The 21872-nt window shown below is 36.9% G+C and carries 21 protein-coding genes; 3 read left to right on the top strand and 18 right to left on the bottom strand.

Annotated elements, in window-relative coordinates:
* Nucleotides 1-93: 93 nt before the first annotated feature.
* The 4 genes from V7149_RS09690 to V7149_RS09705 all read right to left on the bottom strand — a co-directional run bounded on the left by V7149_RS09690 (nucleotide 94) and on the right by V7149_RS09705 (nucleotide 4093).
* Nucleotides 94-1209 carry a Ger(x)C family spore germination protein gene (locus V7149_RS09690; RefSeq protein WP_335345430.1) on the bottom strand — a complete coding sequence of 372 codons (1116 nt, stop codon included), beginning with the start codon at nucleotides 1207-1209 and terminating at the stop codon, nucleotides 94-96.
* On the bottom strand, nucleotides 1193-2293 hold the full coding sequence (locus tag V7149_RS09695; protein WP_335345431.1) for a GerAB/ArcD/ProY family transporter: 1101 nt from the start codon (nucleotides 2291-2293) through the stop codon (nucleotides 1193-1195). The genes V7149_RS09690 and V7149_RS09695 overlap by 17 nt, the downstream gene beginning before the upstream one ends.
* Nucleotides 2283-3737, bottom strand: a complete 1455-nt coding sequence (locus V7149_RS09700) for a spore germination protein (protein WP_335345432.1) — start codon at nucleotides 3735-3737, stop codon at nucleotides 2283-2285. Before V7149_RS09700 ends, V7149_RS09695 begins: the two co-directional genes overlap by 11 nt.
* Nucleotides 3738-3817: 80 nt before the next feature.
* A complete protein-coding gene (locus V7149_RS09705; RefSeq protein ID WP_335345448.1) occupies nucleotides 3818-4093 on the bottom strand; it encodes a hypothetical protein in 276 nt (91 codons plus the stop codon).
* A 145-nt stretch (nucleotides 4094-4238) separates the two neighbouring features.
* Between V7149_RS09705 and V7149_RS09710 the strand changes: the two genes are divergently transcribed.
* Nucleotides 4239-4694: a hypothetical protein gene (locus tag V7149_RS09710; protein WP_438824102.1), complete on the top strand. Its 456-nt coding sequence runs from the start codon at nucleotides 4239-4241 to the stop codon at nucleotides 4692-4694.
* 191 nt (nucleotides 4695-4885) lie between these two features.
* Here V7149_RS09710 and V7149_RS09715 read toward each other — a convergent pair whose 3' ends face one another.
* The 10 genes from V7149_RS09715 to V7149_RS09760 form a co-directional block, all read right to left on the bottom strand.
* Nucleotides 4886-5353 carry a (2Fe-2S)-binding protein gene (locus V7149_RS09715; protein WP_438824103.1) on the bottom strand — a complete coding sequence of 156 codons (468 nt, stop codon included), beginning with the start codon at nucleotides 5351-5353 and terminating at the stop codon, nucleotides 4886-4888.
* Nucleotides 5354-5368: 15 nt separating this feature from the next.
* A complete protein-coding gene (locus tag V7149_RS09720) occupies nucleotides 5369-6202 on the bottom strand; it encodes an FAD binding domain-containing protein (protein ID WP_335345435.1) in 834 nt (277 codons plus the stop codon).
* Nucleotides 6189-8522: a xanthine dehydrogenase family protein molybdopterin-binding subunit gene (locus V7149_RS09725; RefSeq protein ID WP_335345436.1), complete on the bottom strand. Its 2334-nt coding sequence runs from the start codon at nucleotides 8520-8522 to the stop codon at nucleotides 6189-6191. Before V7149_RS09725 ends, V7149_RS09720 begins: the two co-directional genes overlap by 14 nt.
* Before the next feature lie 179 nt (nucleotides 8523-8701).
* The gene (locus V7149_RS09730; protein ID WP_335345437.1) at nucleotides 8702-9412 is read right to left on the bottom strand and encodes an ABC transporter ATP-binding protein; all 711 of its coding nucleotides are present in this window, start codon (nucleotides 9410-9412) and stop codon (nucleotides 8702-8704) included.
* The gene (locus V7149_RS09735) at nucleotides 9405-10178 is read right to left on the bottom strand and encodes an ABC transporter ATP-binding protein (protein WP_335345438.1); all 774 of its coding nucleotides are present in this window, start codon (nucleotides 10176-10178) and stop codon (nucleotides 9405-9407) included. Before V7149_RS09735 ends, V7149_RS09730 begins: the two co-directional genes overlap by 8 nt.
* Entirely contained in the window at nucleotides 10150-11130 is a 981-nt protein-coding gene (locus V7149_RS09740) for a branched-chain amino acid ABC transporter permease (protein ID WP_335345449.1), read from the bottom strand. The genes V7149_RS09735 and V7149_RS09740 overlap by 29 nt, the downstream gene beginning before the upstream one ends.
* Before the next feature lie 4 nt (nucleotides 11131-11134).
* Nucleotides 11135-12019: a branched-chain amino acid ABC transporter permease gene (locus tag V7149_RS09745; RefSeq protein WP_335345439.1), complete on the bottom strand. Its 885-nt coding sequence runs from the start codon at nucleotides 12017-12019 to the stop codon at nucleotides 11135-11137.
* Between the two features lie 25 nt (nucleotides 12020-12044).
* On the bottom strand, nucleotides 12045-13211 hold the full coding sequence (locus tag V7149_RS09750) for an ABC transporter substrate-binding protein (protein ID WP_335345440.1): 1167 nt from the start codon (nucleotides 13209-13211) through the stop codon (nucleotides 12045-12047).
* A 189-nt stretch (nucleotides 13212-13400) separates the two neighbouring features.
* A complete protein-coding gene (locus tag V7149_RS09755) occupies nucleotides 13401-14051 on the bottom strand; it encodes a spore coat protein (protein ID WP_438823983.1) in 651 nt (216 codons plus the stop codon).
* 294 nt (nucleotides 14052-14345) lie between these two features.
* Complete coding sequence (locus V7149_RS09760) at nucleotides 14346-16901, bottom strand: DEAD/DEAH box helicase (protein ID WP_335345441.1); 2556 nt, start codon at nucleotides 16899-16901, stop codon at nucleotides 14346-14348.
* 195 nt (nucleotides 16902-17096) lie between these two features.
* Here V7149_RS09760 and V7149_RS09765 point away from each other — a divergent pair, with 195 nt between their 5' ends.
* Nucleotides 17097-17627 carry a YceI family protein gene (locus V7149_RS09765; RefSeq protein WP_335345442.1) on the top strand — a complete coding sequence of 177 codons (531 nt, stop codon included), beginning with the start codon at nucleotides 17097-17099 and terminating at the stop codon, nucleotides 17625-17627.
* Between the two features lie 39 nt (nucleotides 17628-17666).
* Here V7149_RS09765 and dacB read toward each other — a convergent pair whose 3' ends face one another.
* Entirely contained in the window at nucleotides 17667-19151 is a 1485-nt protein-coding gene (dacB, locus tag V7149_RS09770; protein WP_335345443.1) for a D-alanyl-D-alanine carboxypeptidase/D-alanyl-D-alanine endopeptidase, read from the bottom strand.
* Nucleotides 19152-19381: 230 nt separating this feature from the next.
* Here dacB and V7149_RS09775 point away from each other — a divergent pair, with 230 nt between their 5' ends.
* Nucleotides 19382-19633, top strand: a complete 252-nt coding sequence (locus tag V7149_RS09775) for a DUF2533 family protein (RefSeq protein ID WP_335345444.1) — start codon at nucleotides 19382-19384, stop codon at nucleotides 19631-19633.
* Nucleotides 19634-19689: 56 nt separating this feature from the next.
* Here V7149_RS09775 and V7149_RS09780 read toward each other — a convergent pair whose 3' ends face one another.
* From V7149_RS09780 to V7149_RS09790, 3 genes are all read right to left on the bottom strand, one after another.
* Complete coding sequence (locus tag V7149_RS09780; protein ID WP_335345445.1) at nucleotides 19690-20010, bottom strand: MGMT family protein; 321 nt, start codon at nucleotides 20008-20010, stop codon at nucleotides 19690-19692.
* 30 nt (nucleotides 20011-20040) lie between these two features.
* Nucleotides 20041-20544, bottom strand: coding sequence for a G/U mismatch-specific DNA glycosylase (mug, locus tag V7149_RS09785; RefSeq protein ID WP_335345446.1), 504 nt, complete (start codon nucleotides 20542-20544; stop codon nucleotides 20041-20043).
* Nucleotides 20545-20662: 118 nt separating this feature from the next.
* A complete protein-coding gene (locus V7149_RS09790; protein ID WP_335345447.1) occupies nucleotides 20663-21628 on the bottom strand; it encodes a S8 family peptidase in 966 nt (321 codons plus the stop codon).
* Nucleotides 21629-21872 lie beyond the last annotated feature (244 nt).

Genomic DNA, 21872 nt, shown 5'->3' on the forward strand with positions numbered 1-21872 from the left:
ATTATATACATAGATCATTTTGATCATCCTTCTAATAAGTCCTGCTGTTATTATTTCCATGTAATATGTAAATATTCCAAGTCTGCTCATTAACTAATTAATTATCCCCTTTTGGATGATTTTTACTTTCACATCTGTGTTAAAAGTTATAGTTGGATACACTGAGTGCCAATCAAGCTTTTTCCATATTTTATGATGCAGAGCGATCATTCTTCTCCCAATACCTAACCCGTCACAATTTGCTTCTTGCAGCTGTTGTGTTACTTTTTGTGCTTGGTCAGTCAGCTTTTTTGAGAGAATGCTATTAAGCTTATGAATTTCCTTTTGTGAATCCAAAACATCTTGTGGATATTCTACTACTTTTGCTTTTAATTCAAGGCTTAAATGAACTTGAATAGCAGAAGGGTTCTTCGCTTCAATCGATAAATTTCTATTTACGTCTGAAATATCAATCGTAATAAAATCTTTAATACTTTCCGTATCGTTGACCTTCATAGTTAGTCTCGCTAATTTAGAAAGATTGCCCTTTAACAGTTGAAATAGGATCGAGTCGTCCTTATTTAAATCCATTCCTGAGTAATTTTTGCCGTCAAACAATGCAGCGCCCATTACTTTGGCAGTCTTATGATCAATACGATGAATGACTGGAACAGTTATATCTTGGCCTGGATCTAAGATGATTGTGCCAATCGATTGGATATCGTTATTTTTCAACATAGTCGCCTCTTCGGCACTTGTTAATAAATCTGAAAGATATTCACCTACTAATAAATCAGTTTCACTCCCTAATTTTATGACTTCTTTAGCTTTTCCTTTTACTACTGCTACCTTGGCATTTAAAGCACTTTTGGGATCTCGATAGAAAACGTCTAGAGTCGAGTAGAACTCTTTTCTTGCAAGCTTTTCTCCAACTAGAAGAACCTGTAATTTGGATGCATCGATTTTTTTTGACACTTCCAGATCAATTAAGTCACGTGCTCCACGAGGTGTACGATTAATTTCTGTAAATGTTTCGGTTTTGGCCTTCTGCACACCCGTCACTTCGGAGCCTTGTAAAGCTCGAATGGATACAGTAGTTGAAATTTTATCGTTATCTTCCATATCAAATGCAGAACTGTTAATCAAGCTTACATCCTTTAATAAATTTTGATCCCAGCAGCCTGATAACAAAGGAATTGAAAGGAATAATACACTAATTATCTTTCGCATGCTGCTGCCCCTTTCTGCTAAATAGAACAAACGGTAAAAGGACCAATGGAATGGAAATAATCATATATCCTGCATATGAAGCATACTTACTAAATTGATTCATTGACTGTTCAGTATCTAATGGCAATAGTGCCGCGAAAAAAATGATCGCTAATATAATGAATGTATTTTTAGAAGTTTTTTCGCTGTTAAAGATGCCTTTTATACATTCAGCACCCCAGAAGACATAGGAAACAAAAGACGTGAAAACCAAAACAATCCATAAAGATAAAAAGAGAAGATCCGTCCGCTCAATAATTTTAAATGAGAAGGCTTTTATTAAATAAAGTAATGGTTCTGGTATTAATAGGATGTCAGCAGGACTGAAAAACAAGAAGCAAGCGATAGTTGTTAATAAGTAGAATAATGTCACGACTATGTTTGAAGCCGTAATGAATTTAATTTTTAACTCTAAAGTTCCTGAAGTAATAGCAGTTAAAAACATGATAATTTCAAATCCAAGCAGAGCAATAATGACATCTTTCGTGCCAAATAAAATGTCCTTCCAGCCAGAGCTTCCAATTGGCAGTATATAATAAATATTTGCATCCTTAAGCGAATAAATGATTAATGCTATAAAGATAAATAGAAACAGAGATACGATTACATAAAATCTTGCAATAACCCGTATTTCTTCTTTCGCCAAAAAATAACAACATACAACCATGATTAAGGAAAGGATCCAGTTAGGTGTTTCCGGTAAAACCCATCTATCAAGCATTCTTGTATATAAATTAAGAATCAGGACACTTACAATAATTGAATAAAGCAAAAGTCCAATTTCGAATATTATCTTCATTTTTTTCCCGAATATTAGCTCTACAATTTCTTTTATTTTTTTATTTGGGAATTTTTTCATAATAAAATAATATAGCATAATAAAAATTTGAACAACGATGCCGCCGAGGAAAAGCGAGATCCAGCCATCAATTTTAGATGCCTTAGCCATCGTATTTGGTAAAGAAAAAATACCCACTCCTATTTGGGTTTGAATAATTATAAAGAAAAGCTGGGCAGGCGATATCTTCTTTGTTTTATTTTTCATCTTTGTCCCAGCCTCTGACCCAATTAATTTTTTTCTGTCTATTTGTCATAGTGTCTTGAGGGCGATTTTTCATTAACCATAAAGGCAACCGAACAAAGGAATCCTTTAGTCCATTAACTCTAAACGGGGCAACTGGATAAAAATATGGTACACCGAATGATTCTTGCTTACATAGTTTTATCAGAATTAATATAAAACCGAACACTAAGCCAATGAATCCAAATGTTGCTGAAATAAGCATAAGTGGAAACCTTAATAACCTCACAGCTGCACTTAGTTCATTCGATGGGACGACAAAAGATGAAATGGCAGTTATCGCAACAACAACAATCATTATGTTAGATACGATTCCTGCTTTTACTACAGCATCACCGATGACTAATCCACCAACAATGCCAATGGTTTGGCTAATAGGAGTAGGCAGCCTAATTCCTGCCTCACGAATTAATTCAATTGTTAACTCCATAATAAAAGCTTCCATGATGGGTGGATATGGTATATCTTCAACTGCATTTTGCATAGGAATTATTAACTCATTTGGCAATACTTCCAAATGAAAGGAAACCACTCCAATATAAATAGATGGGAAAGTGATGGCAATTACAAAGCTGATCATTCTTAATAATCGAATAAAGGTAGCCGTAGTCCACCTGCTATTATAATCATCAGGTGATTGATAAAAAGAGAAAAAAGTTACGGGAACAATTAAAGCAGCAGGACTTCCTTCTGTCATAATGGCGATTCGGCCATCCATGATGTTGTCCCCAACACGATCAGGTCTTTCTGTGTACAATATTTGCGGAAATACAGTGAACGGATCGTCCTCAATAAATTCCTCAATAAAGCCTGGGCTAATGATTACATCTGTCTCGATATTCATATAAGAAAGTCTTCTCTTTACTTCCGTTAATATCTCCTGATTGACAATATCATTTCGATAAATAATAGCTGTTCTCGTCTTTGTTTTCGTTCCCAGTTCTATTAAATGTACAACTAAATCTCTATTATTTATAAGTGTTCTAATCATATGAAGATTAGTATTTAATCTTTCGACAAATCCTTCATGGGCACCTCGAACAATTAATTCGGACTTTGGCTCTTCAATCGATCTTTGTACAGGCTCCATCATACTTACTAGGAATATTTCATCCTTCGTTGCAGTTAGGATCCCGATATGGCCGCTTAGAAGCATATCTACAGCTATTTGAAAGTCTTTTGTTTGAATCCTTTTAATATTATGCAGATATTCTTGAAAAAGAAAACCCTCAAGTCTTGTCAATAAAGGGATGAATGTTTCTGTTAATTTCTCGTTTGAGACTAAACTTGAAAAAAACAAAATATCAATTGTCGAATCCTTGACATACAGAGTTTTAAATGAAAAATCACTTGATTCGATAAATGTTTCTTTTATCTGATCCATTAGATTGTTTCTGTGTCCACGCATTTATATCCCTGCCAAACAAATTCAAATTTTATTTTCATTAAATTATTCGTTATCATGGCTTGTCCTTTTAAAAATGAAATCTATTTGTTTTTCCTAAAGGCTATTAATGAAGTTTTTAAGGAAGCGTAGCTTCCAATTGCAGCATATCCATAAAAATACCCCATAAATAGGCCAGCAAGAAGATTATTTTTATGGCTAATAAAAATGGAAATTCCGAAACCAAGTAAAATGGCAATCAAAGGAACAAACTTTTTCGGCGTTTTAAAAAAAATCTTGATTAGCTGCGTGATTATGATAATTGAAGGAATTGCTATGACCGCATCCCAAAAATTCGTGTGAATTGTAGGAAAATCGATTGATACCACCACCTTATCCATAAGTTCTCCTTTTATTTCCTATTTATACAGAAGGTGAAATTCACAGCAACATGATGCATTTACGCTAATACTTTTCATAATAATTAACATTTAGGTAAAGTTTGAATAAAATACTTGGGAGGGTGTGGGCACATTGCAAAATAAATCAAAACTTCAAAAAGATCTTCAACTCATCGCTTCCCTCCAACGGGATCTTAATTTAGTTACTGCTTTTTTATTATTGACTGGTCAAATTACACTTGTTGGTGTTTTCGTTAACCCAGGAGAATTTAGTCTTTCTTTAAGTGGTCCAATATTTGGAAGGGCTCGCTTGGAAAGTAAATTTCGTGATGAGCCATTTGTAAATACGATAATAGACGTTGTTGATGTCATTGTTGCAGTTCTTTTAATTATTGATGAGATTCGGATTGTTGGTGTGTTCATAGGTTCAAACAGGTTCTCAATTGTCGTAAGTGGTCCGATTTTCGGATCGCCGAAACATGAACCTACACTGCCATGCTTAAAACGGGAATATAAATTTTACAAAAAAATAGTAACGAAGTATTTTTTTGTTGATCCAACAATTTTTAGAAACATTTGAAGGGAATGGTGGGTATGCCGTTAACTGATTTACCTGTAATCAGGCTTTCAGAGGGTGGAAGATTTCTCCTTGTCCTCTCTATCGTTATTTTCATCTTCTTTTTTACACAGCAAAAAGAATCAGACTTACAATAATGAAAGGCATGGCTATGAACATCTCTTCCATAGCCATGCCTTTTAATTTTTATTTCTTTATTCATTTCTATTATTATGTTCTATGACAGACAAAAGAGCTTTTTCAATTTCCTCATAGCTTGTGCACCGGCAAATATTAGAAGAAAGCCATTCCTTAATGGTTTCCTTTGAAGGATTCTGATCTTTTGAAATCAATGCTTGGCAATTCATTATGAAACCAGGAGTACAATACCCGCACTGAAAAGCAAAGTGTTCAATAAATGCATGTTGGATGGGGGTATTTTTCAACCCTTCAATCGTTGTTATTTTCTTTCCTGCTGCTTCGATAGCTAGGATGATACATGATTTATATGGAAGTCCGTCTATCATAACTGTACATGCACCACAATCTCCATTTAGACAGCCTGGTTTTGTACCTGTCAGTCCTAATTGAAGTCGGAGAATACTTAATAAGGTACTAAATGGTCTTATTTCTACTTGATAGATTTCATCATTTATATTAAGAGCAACATTAAATCGGTTAATTGGTGAGATATCCACTTATTTCTCCTCCAACTCTATTAGAATATCCATCATTGTATTTTTAAAAACAAATAAACGATATTCTTTTGACCCTTCAATATCATGTAGTATTGGGCTTGGCAAATACTTAATAGAATTATCGATTCTCTCATTTATCGACACTTGCTGATTATTCAATTCTCTTTCAACCTCTAATGAACGAAATGGAAAAGGGCATAAACCGCTAAATGCAACTCTTACATGATCATCCTTTTTAAGTGCTGCAAAGGTTATTAATGGATATCCTGTCTCCCATTGCTGCCTTTTTTTGATAGTAAGATGAGGCAATTCCAAATAACTTTTCTCAGTTATTAATTGAACGAGAAGCTGGCCTTCCGAAAGATTAAGAGTTTGGTTAAAAACCATATGAATAGGGAGACTTTTCACTCCGTCCTGTCCAGCTATAACACATAGGCTATCCGTTAATAGAAATGGCAAAACGGCTTCTCGATAAAAAATTTGCCCACAAATATTTCCGCCTAAAGTAATTTTATTTCGAGCTGTGTAATCCGCCACACCTTGAGAGGTCTTACTCAATAATGGAAAAAAGTTTTTTTCTTCTAGAAAAGTTAAGGAAAGTGCCGCACCCGTAATTAAAAAATTTGCATCCAATTCGTGAGTCATGCATTCGGGTATTCCTTTTATATCAATGACGGCTCCCGTATGAATGAGATTTAATCTTCGGAATGTGATAATTTCTGTGCCTCCGGAATAATATATGGGCTGTTTATTTTCATGCTTTAATTGATAAAACAATTCAACGGCTTCCTTCAAGCTCTTTGGTTTATAGTATTCAATATCAGTTTGTACCACCGGCAGCACCCCCTTCTTTCATCCTCCAAAGTAATTCAGGTATTAAAGGTAAATAGTTTATCGGAGTTGAAAGTGCTGCAGATAGACTATTTCCAAGTGCGGCAGGCATTCCAATTAATCCATGCTCGCCAACTCCTCGTGCTCCAAATGGTGCATCAATTTGCGGAGTTTCAACAAAATCTACAATGTATTTAGGATGCTCTCCGAATCGGATGGGACGATACGTTCTGAATTGATGGTTAAGCACTCTCCCAATTGAATCAAAAACAAACGTTTCCCTGCCGCCAAAGGAAAGTCCCATGCTCATCGCACCCTTCACCTGTCCTAAAGCAGTTTCTCGATTTAATACCTTCCCAACATCAATGACAGATACGGCTTTCAAAATTTTGTAAGTATAATTGCTCATATCAATCTCAACTTCAACACCTTGTGCTCCAACGGTCCATTCTGGTCCAGGCTTCCCTGCAGTTGTTTCTTTGTCCAAATAGGAAATATGTCTTAATGTATAAGTGCCGCGTCCAATGATTTGTCCGCCAATCGTATTTCCATTTGGAAATTTGTAGCCGTATGCTATTTCTTTAATTGGAATCCTTATACTAGGATCATCACGCAGATAAACAAATCCATAACCAACCTCCAAATCCTCTACGGGGGATCGCAACAGAAATACAGCAAGCCTTTTTAATTGGCTGATGACATCATCAGCTGCCTCTACTAGTGCTCTTCCAGCCATAAATGTTCCTCGGCTTGCAACCGTCTTCCAGTGCTCTGGCGTACTTTGGGTGTTGACAGTCATTTGGACATGAATGTCTTTCATTTCCATTTTCATTATTTCTGCAAGCATTTGCGCTAATACGGTTTTTGTCCCTGTTCCGATCTCGACTACCCCAGAAATTAAATTAATTGTTCCATCTTGATTAAAGGTTAAAATTACTCCTGAGCTTGCATCCGTATCTATGGTGGATGTTTTCCATATACAGCTAATTCCTTTTGCTCTTATTTTATTTGTCCCAGTTTCAATGATTTGCCCTTCATCCCAATGAATTAATTCTTTTAATCTAGAAATGCATTTTGGAAGATTACCAACATTGCTAGAATTTAAGAGGACTTGTGTTGGGGTTGTATGACCTGGCAAGATCGCATTCCGGCTTCGTAATTCTAGTGGGTCCATATTAAGTTTTTTTGCTAACATATCCATCGTTCTTTCGAAAGCAAAATGGACTTCGGGATGTCCGAATCCTCGGAATGGAGAAGCATACGGATGATTCGTATACATGCATAAGGAATCGCACCAAATATGGTTAATATTGTAGGGGCCAGTACAGTCAACTGCCCCGGCTCTGCTAAGATCGGCAGATTTGTCTGCATATGCCCCGCCATCAAATAAGTAAAGGATCTCAGCCACTTTTAGAGTCCCATCCTCTGTACAGCCCAGTTTTACAGTAGCATCAAGACCGATATGGCAAGGGGATGTAAGAATATCCTGCTCCCTGCTATTTAATATTTTTACTAATCTGCCCCCTACTGCCTTTGAAGCGATATAGCATAGGATTTCAAGCTGAATAGATGCCTTGCCTCCAAACGCTCCGCCTACTATTGGCGTATTAACGATGATTTTTCCATTATCAATACCGAAATATTCTCCTATCATTCTTTTGATCATAAATGGGGCTTGGGATGAGGATGTTATTTCAATTTCGCCATTACCGTGAATTTGGGCGTATGAACATCTCGTTTCCATTGCAACATGATCAGATGGGCGGAAAGAAAATGTGCCTTCGACGGATACAGTACTTTCACCCCACCCCTGTGAAATATTTCCTTTTCGTACTTTCGTCCGGTTGGCGACATTTGTACCAGGTTCAGGATAGGCACTTGGGATTTTTTCGTATTGTCCTAGGTTTTCATGAAGGATGGGTGCATGAGGCTCTAGTGCTTCGGTTGGGGAATTTACGACTGGCATCGGCTCATATTGAACTGTTATGGCTTCTGCTGCATGGATAGCAATAAAGGGGGAATCAGCAACAACTAATGCAACTACTTCTCCATGATATCGAACTCGATCAACAGCAATTGGCGGTCTATCTCGAATTTCTTCACCGGTAAGCGGAAAGCCATCACCTAATATGACTGCTCGGACCCCTGGAATTTTCTTTGCTTCGGAAGTATTAATCGCTTTAATCTTTGCATGGGCGTAAGGACTGATTATCATTTTGGCGTGCAGCATATCATTCCTTTCCATATCATTTGTATATTTTGCTTTACCAGTTACTTTCTCATAGGAATCTTTCCGATAAAAACCTTTTCCGATTATTTCCATAATCTATTCATTCCCTTCACTATCCGAAAATTTACTGAAGAGTTTATTTTCCTAGTCACGGTATTAAATTTATGAAACGAGTGAAGAAAAGATGTTACTCCTCTGTAATAAAGCTTCATTTAATTAAAAAGACAGGCATAATAAAAGACCCCGATACATATCGGAGTCTCTGATAATTATTAACTTGATTTCTTACCAAGGTATGCTTCAACAACACGCGGGTCTGCCAAAAGATCAGAAGCTTTGCCGTTGATGATGATTTTCCCGGTTTCCATGACATACCCATAGTCAGCAATTTTCAATGCTTGCTTGGCATTTTGTTCAACAAGCAGAACAGTAGTTCCCTCGTCTTTAATTTCTTTAATAATTTTAAATATATCCGCTACAATTAATGGAGCAAGACCCATCGAAGGCTCATCAAGAAGAAGCAGCTTTGGCCGTGAAAGTAAGGCGCGTGCGATCGCCAGCATCTGCTGCTGCCCGCCGGAAAGTGTTCCGCCTAGCTGGTCCTTTCTTTCTCGTAAAATCGGAAAATGATCCATAACATTTTCAATATCCTTTACGATTTCATGATCCTTTCGCTGGTAAGCTCCCATTTCAAGGTTTTCCATTACAGACATGCTGCCAAGAATGGCTCTGCCTTCAGGAACAAGGGATATTCCTTTCATTAAAAGTTGGTCAGGTCTTAAGCCAGTCACATCCTCACCCAGAAACTCAATTTTTCCAGATTGAGGCTTTAATAACCCGGCAATCGTTTTCATTGTCGTTGTTTTCCCTGCTCCGTTTGCTCCGAGCAATGTAACAATTTTCCCCTGCTCTACTTCTAAATTAATTCCCTTTAATGCTTGTATTTTTCCATAAAACGTTTCAATATTAGTAACTTTAAGCACTTTCTTCATCCTCCTCTGATCCGAGGTAGGCTTCGATTACCGCTTCATTATTTTGTATTTCTAACGGTGTCCCCTCTGCCAGCTTTTTCCCGAAATTCAAAACCATGATTCGATCGCAAAGCTTCATAACAAGCGGCATATCATGTTCGATAATTAGAACCGTTATTCCCATTGATTGAACCGTTTTAATTAAATCGAAAAGGCTCGCTGTTTCAGTTTCATTCATTCCAGCAGCTGGTTCGTCCAATAGCAGCAGCTTTGGATTACTGGCTAAGGCACGGGCAATTTCAAGTCTTCTTTGTTGACCATAAGCTAAATTTTCAGCGTCTGTTTCGATCTCATCTGTTAAACCAACCAAATCCAGCAATTCTTTAGCTTTTTCACGCAGTTGTCTTTCCTCGTTTTTCTGGGACTTTGTCCGCAGAACGCTGCTAAAAACTCCCGATTTGATTCGGCAATGCCCGCCGACCATCACATTTTCTAAAGCAGTCATTTGCGGAAAAAGACGGATATTTTGAAACGTTCGACAGATTCCTTTTTCAGTTATTAAATGCGGCTTTATTCCAGTGATCGTTTCCCCCGTAAAGGTTATTTCCCCAGAAGTTGGAGGAAAAAGGTTCGTAATCATATTAAACATAGTTGTTTTTCCAGCTCCGTTTGGACCGATTAAACCAAATATCTCGCCTTCCTTAACAGTGAAGGTAACATCAGTTAATGCTGAAATACCGCCAAAATTTTTAGAGATGTTTTTGATTTCCAGAACCATGTTCAATCCCCCTTTTTGGCCGTTTTAACTTTTGAAACCAATTTAATACGTTATTATCGATAATTCCTTGTGGACGGAACGCCATCATTAAAATTAGTATTAACCCGTAAATCATGTAGCGATATTCACTAATAAATCTCAAAACCTCAGGCATTAAGGTCATAAAGGTGGCTCCGAAAATGGCCCCGACAATTACCTCGCTGCCGCCAAACACGGCAAAAATAAGAATTTCAACCGCACGATGGTATGAAAAATCAGCCGGACTAATATACGCCATAACGTGAGCAAATAATGCACCTGCAAAGCCTGATATAACGGCACCTTGGACAAATGCCAATACTTTATAGTAAGTAATATTAATACCCATTGATTCTGCTGCTTTTTCATCCATTTTAATAGAGGCAAATGCACGGCCAACTCTGGAATGATTCTGCCTAATTATAAACCAGACTACGAGAATATTTATAATTAATAGAATGACAAAAACAACTAAGAAAACAAATTGATTACTCTTCAAGCCTAAGATAGCGGGGTCAAATCCAGCATCCTTTAATACTCTAAAAACTTCACGGCCAATTTGAGGAATTCCAGAAATTCCAACGGCACCCTTTGTTACGGATTCCCAGTTAACAAAGAATACACGGATTACTTCCCCAAATCCTAAAGTAGCAATAGCTAAATATACTCCTTGAAGACGAAGTGATGGGATTCCAACTACAAGTCCAAATAATCCGGCAACAAGCGCCCCTGCAATAACACCGATGAAAATCGGAACATCAAAATTAAGTGTCAGCAAAGCAGAAGTATAAGCGCCAATCCCCATAAAGCCTGCATTCCCAAGAGATAACTGTCCTGATGAAAGAGTGACATAAATACTAAGCCCGAGAATAATATTAATTAGAATAAAGGAACCTACTTGTAAATAATATGGATTGATTAATTCTCCTAGCATCATGTCACCTCCCTGCTGCTGTTGTCTTTTGGCCGAACAAGCCTTGAGGCCGTAGTAATAGGATAAAGATGATCGTAATAAATGCGATTGCATCACGATAGCCAGAATCTCCATACGCGACAACTAATGTTTCAGATAGTCCGAGCAATAGCCCGCCAGCCATTGCACCTTTTACATTTCCCATACCACCTAAAATGATGATCGCGAGACCCTTTAAGCCCATTGATAACCCCATTTGCGGATTGACAGAGTTAAAGGCCATCCCAACAAGGATTCCTGCAATTCCACCCATGGCAGAAGCAATAACGACTGTCATAATGATAATTCTTTTCGTATTAACTCCAAGTATGCTGGCAGTCTCAATATTTTCTGCAGTTGCCCGAAGAGCTTTTCCAGCTTTTGTTTTTAATAGCCAATAAGATAGTACCATCATCAAAATAACAGAAATAACAAAAATCAAAATTTGAACTAAATAAATGGTGATGGAACCAATTTGAAAGTTAATTTCAGAAAAGGCATTTTTGAAAGGATGATTTCCAGCACCAAAAAGGTGATGTGATAAATTCTCTAGTAAAATAGATGCTCCGATTGTACTAATTAAAGGAGCAAGGTGAGAAACACCTTGCTTTCCCCTTAATGGACGCAGTGCAAATCGTTCAAGCATATAACCTAGTATAGCTGTTACAATAATTGCCGCTAAAAATGCCACCCATATTGGCAATCCTAATGTACTTGTAACAATTACTCCGATAAAGGCTCCAAACATAAATATTTCGCCATGTGCCATATTAATGATGCCTAAAACACCAAAAACAAGAGTAAAACCTAGGGCGACGATGGCATAGATGCTTCCCAATGTAATTCCGTTAATAAGCTGCTCTAGTAGCAAAACATCTCACCCTTTGCCTCAAAAATTATTCAAAGATTTTGAACTTTTTATCTTCAATGATTAATACAGTCGGTTCCATGACAACGTCACCGTCTTTGTCAAATGAGAACTTTCCTAAAATACCTTCTAAGTCTTTAATTTCAAGAAGGGCATCCTTTAGCTTATCGCGATCTGCTTCTCCAGCATTTTTTAATGCCTCTGCCATTATGTAAAGTGCGTCATATGCTTGTGCAGCAAATTGGTCAGGCTTCTTTTTGTATTCTGCTTCGAACTTTTCGTTAAAGCCTTGTACTTTAGGATCGTCTTTTTCCCCAAACCATGGAGTTGCAACGATAAGCCCGTTAGAAGCATCGCCAGCAATCTCAATAACCTGTGGAGAGTTAAACCCATTTCCGCCAACAAAAGGAACATCAATTCCCATTTTTCTAGCTTGGTCCATGATGACAGCACCTTCATTATAAAGTGCTGATGCCAAGATTAAGTCAGGATTTTGACCTTTAATTTTTGTTAATTGTGCATTGTAATCAGCTTGTCCTTTTTGGAACGTTTCAATGGTCGTAATTTCAAGACCCATGTCTTTTGCTACTTTTTCCATTGTGTCAAAACCGGACTTTGTGAACACATCGTCATTTCCGTAAAGGATTGCAACCTTTTTTGCACCGTATTTATCTACTGCTTTTTGAATTGAGGCAGGGATTGCTAGTGCTTCAGGGATGGAGTTTCTGAATACATATTCTCCAATTTGTGGAATTCCTTCAGCAGTAGTCGAAGTACCCATAATTGGAATACCATTCAAGTCAGCCTCAGGACCTACTACATTCATTTCTGTACTTAAAGTTGGTCCTAATAGTGCAACAATGCTATCATCGCTCATTAGCTTTTGTGCGGCAGATAAAGCTTGTTCCTGCTTGCCTGCAGAATCTTCAATAACTAAATCAATTTTAACTTCGCCTTTTTCGTTAATTTCTTTCTGGGCTAATTTGAATCCGCTTGTTATGGCTTCCCCATAAGCAGCACCAGGTCCTGTCATATAGGAAATAACGCCAATTTTTGCTTCTACTGGGCCTCCGCCTCCATCTTTAGAAGGTTCACTATCACCTGCTGTATCTGTGCTTTTGCCGCTGCATGCTGATAATAAAACTAGCATGAGTACGGCCATTGCTAGAAAAGGCTTTCTAATTGCTTTTCTCATTTTTTTCTTTTCCCCCTATTTTCTGAAAATATTAAAAACATATCTCTATTAAATACTACTTAATAGCCATTGTAAATAGATTTATTGGAATTGTTTGAAAATGAAAGCGTTTTTATTTTGGAATAACATTTTCACAGCAAAAAAGGTGATTCTATCTGTAAGAATCACCTTTTTAAAAAATATTTATTATTAGTGTGTAGTATTATTGTTCGGCATCCCATTCATTTGGGCGGGAGCATAAGCATTTAACAGCTGCTGCATATCTTGTGAAGCAAGCTGTGGAACTTGATAGTAATGATTTTTATTTTGATAAATCGAAAGCTCATAAGCCATTTCAATGCAATTAGGCACAGAGTCAGCTATGACGCGGCGGACAACTGGATTTGTCACTTCACATGCTGCCATTGCTTTTGATCCAGCCATCGCCTTATGAGCACCAAGCATTAGCCCAGAAATACATGCGTCTGTAACTTCTGATGCCGAATTTAACGGTTTTTTTGGCTGAGAAGGCTTCAGCCCATAAACAAAATCGTTCTCTTGTGTCATTTTATAGCTCTGTGTTGGCACTGCTGGATCTTGACCAGATTTAAAGCAGTCAACGGTTGTATTATATTCCTGAGTAATAAACTGATGTTGTCTATCAAGTATGCTTCCTAGTTCTTGATCTTTTACATGGGGACGTAAAAGGGTGTATTGGTCTAAAACACCAACAGTTCCGGATAATACCTCATGGACATCAAAAACCTCATGTCCCCCATGATTCATTTGTTGATTAACCATGCCGGTATGCATATTTTGATGCATTTGACCTTGTTGCTGATTTTGGTTTTGCATTTGCATTCAAATTCCTCCCTCATATTAAATCAAAATTATTTTGCAACCGAAATTTATTTTTATTCCTTTTTTACGAGTTAATTTTGTTTTGCTGGAAAAGAATGTACCGTATATTGGACGAAGCGAGCCATGGATATAGTATTTTTAATAATCATGAGGATGAATGTATTAAAGTAGTCCTTAAGCCTTGAGCTACTCACTACTTAACCCTATACGAGTTGTTTGAAGAGATAGTCATCATTCAGTAATTGATAAAATATGCTTAGCTCTCGGAATATCTTTTGCCGAAAGCTAAGCATTTTAATAATGTAAAGAGTGGCGCCGATATTTTCTTTCATGGCATTGATCACAAATTTGGTACTTATGATCCCATTCTAGTTTCCTGCCGCAGCTTCGGCATTTTTTTGCCATATTTTTCACATCGGTTCGTAATCTGTCATGTACTTTATCACTAATTTGCTCTCGGATCCGCTCCCAATAAATGGCTTCGGTTCTTCGATCTAACCGATATAAAAACAACAAATAGAGACCAATCGCTTTGTATGAAAGCTCTAATTCCTCTAAGTTGCGATTCTTTAAAAGCGGTTCTGGCAACTCAGCCCCATCAATAATGGCTAACATCGTTTGTTCCCACTGCCAGATTAATTGAGGCTCCTTTTTGGAAAAAGGCAAATGAAGAAAACCATATAGATCCATAATGGACAGTTTTGCTTCTATTTCTGAGCCGCGGATCTTTTCATACAACTCTCTTTCTTCTGATAAAGAAGCCTTCTTCGTCCCCTTTGGACTTTCAAATTTATCCCATAATTCAAAAAAGGTTCCGAGATCGCGATAGTAGGTTTGAAACCGTTCAAAAACAGTACTTGTTGGTGCTACAGAAAAAGTTTGAATGGGCTGATCCTCGCAAACGAGCAGATCCCACATCTTCTTAATATTGGTGACAAAAGCTACTTTACCTACATCGTAAATGCCTTTTCTTCCAGCTCTCCCGGCAATCTGCTTAACCTCCTGGGATGTAAGGAGCCGTCTTTTCTGTCCATCAAATTTTTCATTTTCCAAGAAAACGACTCTTTTAATTGGGAGGTTTAATCCCATTCCAATCGCATCAGTTGAAACAATAATTGAAGCTTTTCCATGATTAAACCGCTGAACTTGTTTTTTTCTTGTTTCAGGTGGCATACTTCCATAAATCATACTGACCGAGTGTCCCGAATTTTCCAGTCTTGATGCTGTTTCAAGAACTTTTTTCCTTGAAAAACAAATTAAAGCATCCCCTTTATCAACACGGCTAAATTTAAACTCCCTCTTTTCTACTTCTAATGGGACATCTCGGGTGTATTCGAAGATTTCAATGCTTGAATCACCAAGCAGCTCAAGTAATATTTCTTTTACATTTTTGCTGCCGATAATGTGCACTTCATTTGCGTTTGCCTTTGTTATGGCCTTGTACCACGAAAACCCTCGATCCTTATCAGTAATCATCTGTGCTTCGTCAATCACAATACAGTCGAAAAAATCCTTTTCATGAAACATTTCGACTGTACAAGATATATGGCTGGCACCAGCTACAATCTTTTCTTCTTCTCCTGTTTTTAAAGAGCAAAGTGTACCTTCCTCATTCAGTTTATCGAATACTTCTAAAGCAAGAAGGCGCAGCGGGGCCAAATATAGTCCACTTGAAGCTGCTTTCATTTTTTCTAGTGCATGGTGTGTTTTTCCGGTATTTGTTTCCCCGATATGCAGAACAAAACGAATATTTCTTCTAATAGAAGGCTGATATTCTTGTCCGAATATTTCATTGATGATGCGCTTTTCCTCTTCTTTTTTTCTCTCGATTTCTGCTTTTTCTTCTTCTAATCTTCGCTGTAGGTTCGCTAGATCGTCTTGATATATTTCTTTATGCTTAGTTAAATCAAATGGAATTTTTGCGAGCTTCATAAGATCATTAATATATTCCTGCTGGGCAAACTCGATAAAGTGTAAGGCCAATTCTTCACTAGTTTCAGCAAGTATTTCATCTGCAATGGACTGAATAAATGATTTTGAGAGATTAAACTCTTTATACTGCATTTTACTTATTCCCATATCCATTATTAAATCTTTTAAATAGCTTGCTGTTTTCTGTAAATATCGATCAAAATAAGTTTCGTATTCAAAATACTGGCGACCCCAATGAGAGGTTTTGTGAATATCCCCTGTTAATTCTTCAAAAAAATCGCTGACATAAGAATAATCAGCAGGATCGAAAACACCGATCATTTTAAGTTTTTCTTCGAGTGCAATTGTGTCAATCTTTTTATACTTTACTTCGCTTTGCAGATCTTTTATAAGGTTTAAGGAAATGAAGTGTCTTACATATAAATAAAGACTTTCATCATTTTTATTAATGATGCATTCTATTTCCTGAATGAATTTTTCCTGGAAATTCTGAATTGATTCATGCAGTAGCCTTTCTTCTTCTTTTTGTAAAAAGTCTTCCCTAGCTTCTCTATATTTCACTTCCCAATTTATTTCCTCTGCTTCCCATTTCTTGTTTAACCATTCAAGCGCATGAAATGGCTTATATGTACGCATTTGAGTTCGGAAGAGATGGTTTATTAATTTCTTGTCTACATTCTCAGTTTCGTAACCTTTCCCTTTTAAATAATCCTTTTTTGTCTGTCTAGACACGCTCCCGGTAGATTTATTTAACCAGACATTTAACCATAATTGATTAATATAGCTACTTCTTTCTAAAACATAGTCTTCATAAGCTGGCATCTTATCTTTACTGCCCAAATATAATGCTATATCATTTAAAATTTTGGCTTTTGTATTTTCAACAGCATTCCGGTAGGTTAGTTCCAATTGGTTCAATGTTATCCCTCATTCAGTTAGACTTTCCAATTCATTATTGTTATTGTAACACTTCCCATAATAAATCATGAAAAAGGCCAATATTTTAAATTTTTTTATTGACAAATAGAGGAAGTGTTCATATAATTTATTTAGAATTAAGTTATCTCGAATTCAAATAAAATAAATTCAAGCGAAAATTAGGAGGAAACTAAAATGACAAATTCAAAATGGGCCCTTGATCCAGCACACAGCAGCGTTGATTTTTCTATCAAGCATATGATGATTGCGAATGTGAAAGGAACTTTTAATCAATTCGATGCAGTGATTGAAGCAGATCCTACGGACTTAACGTCAGCAAACATTCAATTTACAGTTGATCTTGCAAGCATTGATACACGTAATGCTGATCGGGATAACCATCTTCGTTCAGGTGACTTCTTTGATGTGGAAAATAACCCATCTATGACCTTCCAATCTACTAAGATTGTAAATAATGGTGATGGCGAATATGATGTAACTGGCGATTTAACAATTCGCGGAGTAACGAAAACGGAAACGTTTGAGGTTAGTTATGAAGGTACAGGTAAAGATCCATGGGGCAACGATAAGGTTGGCTTCACTGTTGAAGGAGCTATTAAGCGCAGTGATTATGGTTTAACTTGGAACTCTGCTCTGGAAACAGGCGGTGTCCTTGTAGGGGATAAGGTGAAAATTTCATTAGACGTTCAAGCTGCTAAAGCTTAATATAAAAAAGCGGGTCCAATTGGATCCGCTTTTTTAAATCTATTGTTCTGCTAAAATAACTGCAATTTTATCCTCGATTACTTTCCCCTTTGAACCGTTAACTAAATTATTTAAAACAATTGAAAATATAAGTCTTTCGCCGCTCTTCGTATCCACATAACCAGATAATGAGCTGACAGTAGAAATGGAGCCAGTCTTCGCCATTACTTTGTTTTGTGCAACAGAATTAATCATTCGATTTCGAAGTGTTCCTCCTACCATTCGATCAGTCGCCCCTGCAATAGGCAATGATGTCAAATAGCTTTCATACCATTCCTTGTCTTGAACAGCAAACAAGAGCTTGGAAATTTCATTTGCAGGTATTAAATTCACATGGGAAATACCAGAGCCATCTCTAAGAACGAGTGTGTTAGTGTTAATCCCTAATTTGATAAGCTCCTCTTTCAGCACTTCAATGCCTTTATCCCAGCTGCCTTCTCCTTTAACAACTTTGCCCATTTCTTTTATTATTGCTTCTGCATGTCCATTATTGCTTAATTTCATAAAAGGAATAAGTAATTCAGATAATGGCATTGATTGGTGACTGACTAATACATTTGCTCCCTCAGGTGCAGCTGCTGTTCGCACTTTCCCATTTAATTTTATTCCTTGCTCTAATAATGATTGTTTGAATAAATCAAGTGCATAACCAGAAGGCTCCCAAACAGCCATCCATTCTCTCGCTCTGCTCGCTTCTAATGGAATAGTGCCTTCAATAATAATATTATTTGTCCCGTGCTGACGTTCTATTGAAATGCTTTTCTTCCCGTCTTTTGCAACTGTTTTGGCGTTATTAATAATGTTTACATAATCCGTTTTTGGTTCTAATGTAACAATAGGTTCTACACCTGTATTTTTCCCTGGATTTACATCAACAATAACGGTTCCAGCGTCATAATCTTCATTTGGTGAAGCCGTTAGAGCTGAAACTTGAGCTCCATAATAATAAGTTTCATCATTCCAAGTTAAGTCCATAGAATAGCGGATATCATCATACCACGTATCATCAGCAACTAAATCACCATGAATAATACCGATTCCCAAATCTTTAATCTTCCTTGCAAATTGATCGAAATCCGCTTTTAATAATGTCGGATCTCCTTTTCCTTTTAGATAGAGATTTCCTTGCAATGTTACCCCTTTTACAGAACCGTCAGTAAGCAGTTCAGTTGAGAATTTGTAATTTTCCCCTAATGTTGATAGAGCAGCTGCAGCGGTTAGCAGTTTCATATTAGAGGCAGGCTTTAAGCGAATATCTCCAATATGATCATACAGCAACTCCCCTGTCTCGGCTGATCGAACACTTACACCAGCTAGTGCTCCCTTTAAATCAGGATCATTATTGAGGAGCTGATTTAGTTCCTGAACCAGCGCTCCTCCTTCTTCAGTTGCCTGAACGACCGGTTTCTCTGGGTTTATTTGAGGAACGAAAGCAAGCATGAAAATCAATAAAAGACTAAGACTAAATTTCATTGGATTTTTCAATGATTTCAACACCTTTCTTCTATTTATGTTTAATACAATTCTTCTTTGAAAGGTGAATCCCTCTATTTCCAGTATGAGGAAAAAGTAGTGTTTNNATTGATCAGTATGAAATCAAACAGAATTTCAATAAATTTTAATAAAAATGAATTCTTGTAAAAGAGTAATTTTTCTCTTAACGCAACTAGCAAAGCTGTTATGGTATATGGAATAAGGAGAGTGATAGCACGAGTGTGCATAAAGAGATAACGAAGCATGTCAATAAACAAAACAAGCGGATTATTGAATTTATGGCTTTAAATCAGCAAAGGGAATATTATATTGAACAAGCTCTTCAACATTGCAGAGAAGGTAAACCCTTCACAGCAGATAAAATAAATGAAGTGACAGCGAGGATTAACGACCTAGCTAAACAGGGAATTATACCTGCAAGGAAGCATGTGACGATTGAAATAATTGAAGAATATGCAGGAAGAACGAAATAGTCTATTTGATGTAGAGAAAAAGGAAGGTTCTATTTAGAAAAACCTCCTTTTTTCTTTTAATAATAGTTAAGGTTTGGTTCATACAAATAAAGATTTAGATCAATCGTTCCATTCAGTTTAAATTCTACCCCTTCACTCTCTAAAGAAAGTCTTTGAACTGAATAATGCTCATCATCTTTTAAACCAATTTCCCCTTTTGAATTGATCACACGATGCCAAGGAAGTTGATGTTTTTTGCTCATGGAGTGCAGAATTCTTACTACTTGCCTTGCCCCTCTCGGACTGCCTGCAAGCTTCGCAATTTGCCCATAAGTCATCACTTTTCCAGCTGGGATATTTTTAATGATAAGTATGGCTTTTTCCGTAAATGTTTCCACTTGTTGATCTCCCTTTGATTCATTTCATAATTAAGATAGCAGCTTAGGCAACTCAGAATAAATTTGAATAATCTCCTCTATTTTCATTCGAACTAACCCACTGGATGACGGTGCAACAAAATCAATTGTGCCGGGAATTACTGATTCCTCTTGCTTCCCCCAAGGAATGGACTTTTTCTTGCTAAATTCCTGATAAACTCCCTTTCCGACAAAACAGACAATCTTCGGTTTATAATCATTTATTTTTCTTAAAAGCTCGATTCTACCTGCTTCATATTCTTCTTTCGTAATTTCATCTGCAGCCTTCGTTGGTCTGGGCACAATGTTTGTCATTCCATAACCTAAATCTAGCACTTTATAATCCTCGGTTGCAGCAAATTTCCTTGGGGTCAAACCTGATTCATGAAGAATTTTCCAAAAACGATTATTCGGATTGGCAAAATGATGGCCGGTTTCTGATGAACGGATACTTGGATTAAAGCCAACAAATACTAGATGTAGATTTTCTTTTAGATGATCATTTATTGGTTTCATTTCATACACCTTCTATCATCAATGAATTGTATTAATCATTAAATGATAGCATAATTCAGGTTTTATAAGAAATTGATGAGATAAAAAAAAGCCTGAAATCAGGCTTTTCAATTAGATATTATATTGAGTTTACTATGAATGTTTTAAATTCCTGTTCAACAATAGTTGCCAAATGCTCGGGAACTGTCAAATATACAAGACCATTTCCTTCCAGTTTCGGTGAATATCCTAAAGGAATCGTTCTTCTAATTAATTGTGCAAAAAGCTCTGGCTCAGAAAGCTGCCGTTCAAAATACTGAAAGGATAAATTTTTTATTAAAGCAAGCGCACCTGAGACATGGGGTGCAGCCATAGACGTGCCGCTTAAAGTGGCATATTTTCCATTCAAAAAGGTTGAAAGGATTTCTTCACCCGGTGCTACTAAATCGATTTCATTGTGGGAATTACTAAATTCAGATGATCGGCGCTTTAGATCTATCGCTCCTACGCTAATAACTTCATTATAAGATCCAGGGAAAGCAAATTCGTCTGTAGCGTCATCCCCATCTCCCTCATTCCCAGCGGCACAAACAACGAGAATATTATTGTTTACCGCATTTTTGATGGCTTCGTGAAGCTCTGGCACATCATTTGGGCCCCCGAGTGACATCGAAATAATATCAGCTTTTTGTTCAATAGCGTAATGAATGCCCTTAATAATCCAGTCATATTGACCAGATCCATTTTTATTTAGTACCTTTACGATCAGCAAGCTTGCATCTGGTGCTACACCGATCACTCCATTATTATTCTCGACTGCTGCAATCGTTCCAGCTACATGGGTTCCATGCCCATTGTAGTCCATGAATAAATCTGGATTTCCTTTATCATCATTTGTAAAGTTTCTTCCGCCAATAATACGGTCTTTAAGATCAGGATGAGTTATTTCACAGCCTGTATCTAAAACCGCAACAGTTACACCTTTTCCCTTCGTATCTTTCCAAATCTTTGGTGCTTGAATTAATTCAACCCCTTTCGGAATTTCATTTGCCCCATCTGCTAGATTCATCAGCTTAAAAGGAATAACACGAACTAAATGCTCCATTTCTTTCCCTCCTTAAGCGTTACCGCTTTTATTAGAGATAAATTTGAAGCCGGTTCTAGGTGTTAATAACATTTTAATAATTCTGAATTCAATTTAATAGATTCGTTTGGACTGTTTTTGCATAGTTTTATTGCCATTAGTAGGAGTATTTACTTAGTTTTAACTTTTAGATTTAAAAAAATTAATTAATCTAACAGGCAGTATGCCTAAACAAGCTAAATTACTCTTCTATTTCGTTTAGAGG

It is taken from the genome of Bacillus sp. JJ1503 (assembly GCF_036965125.1).
Classification (GTDB): Bacteria; Bacillota; Bacilli; order Bacillales; family Cytobacillaceae; genus Cytobacillus.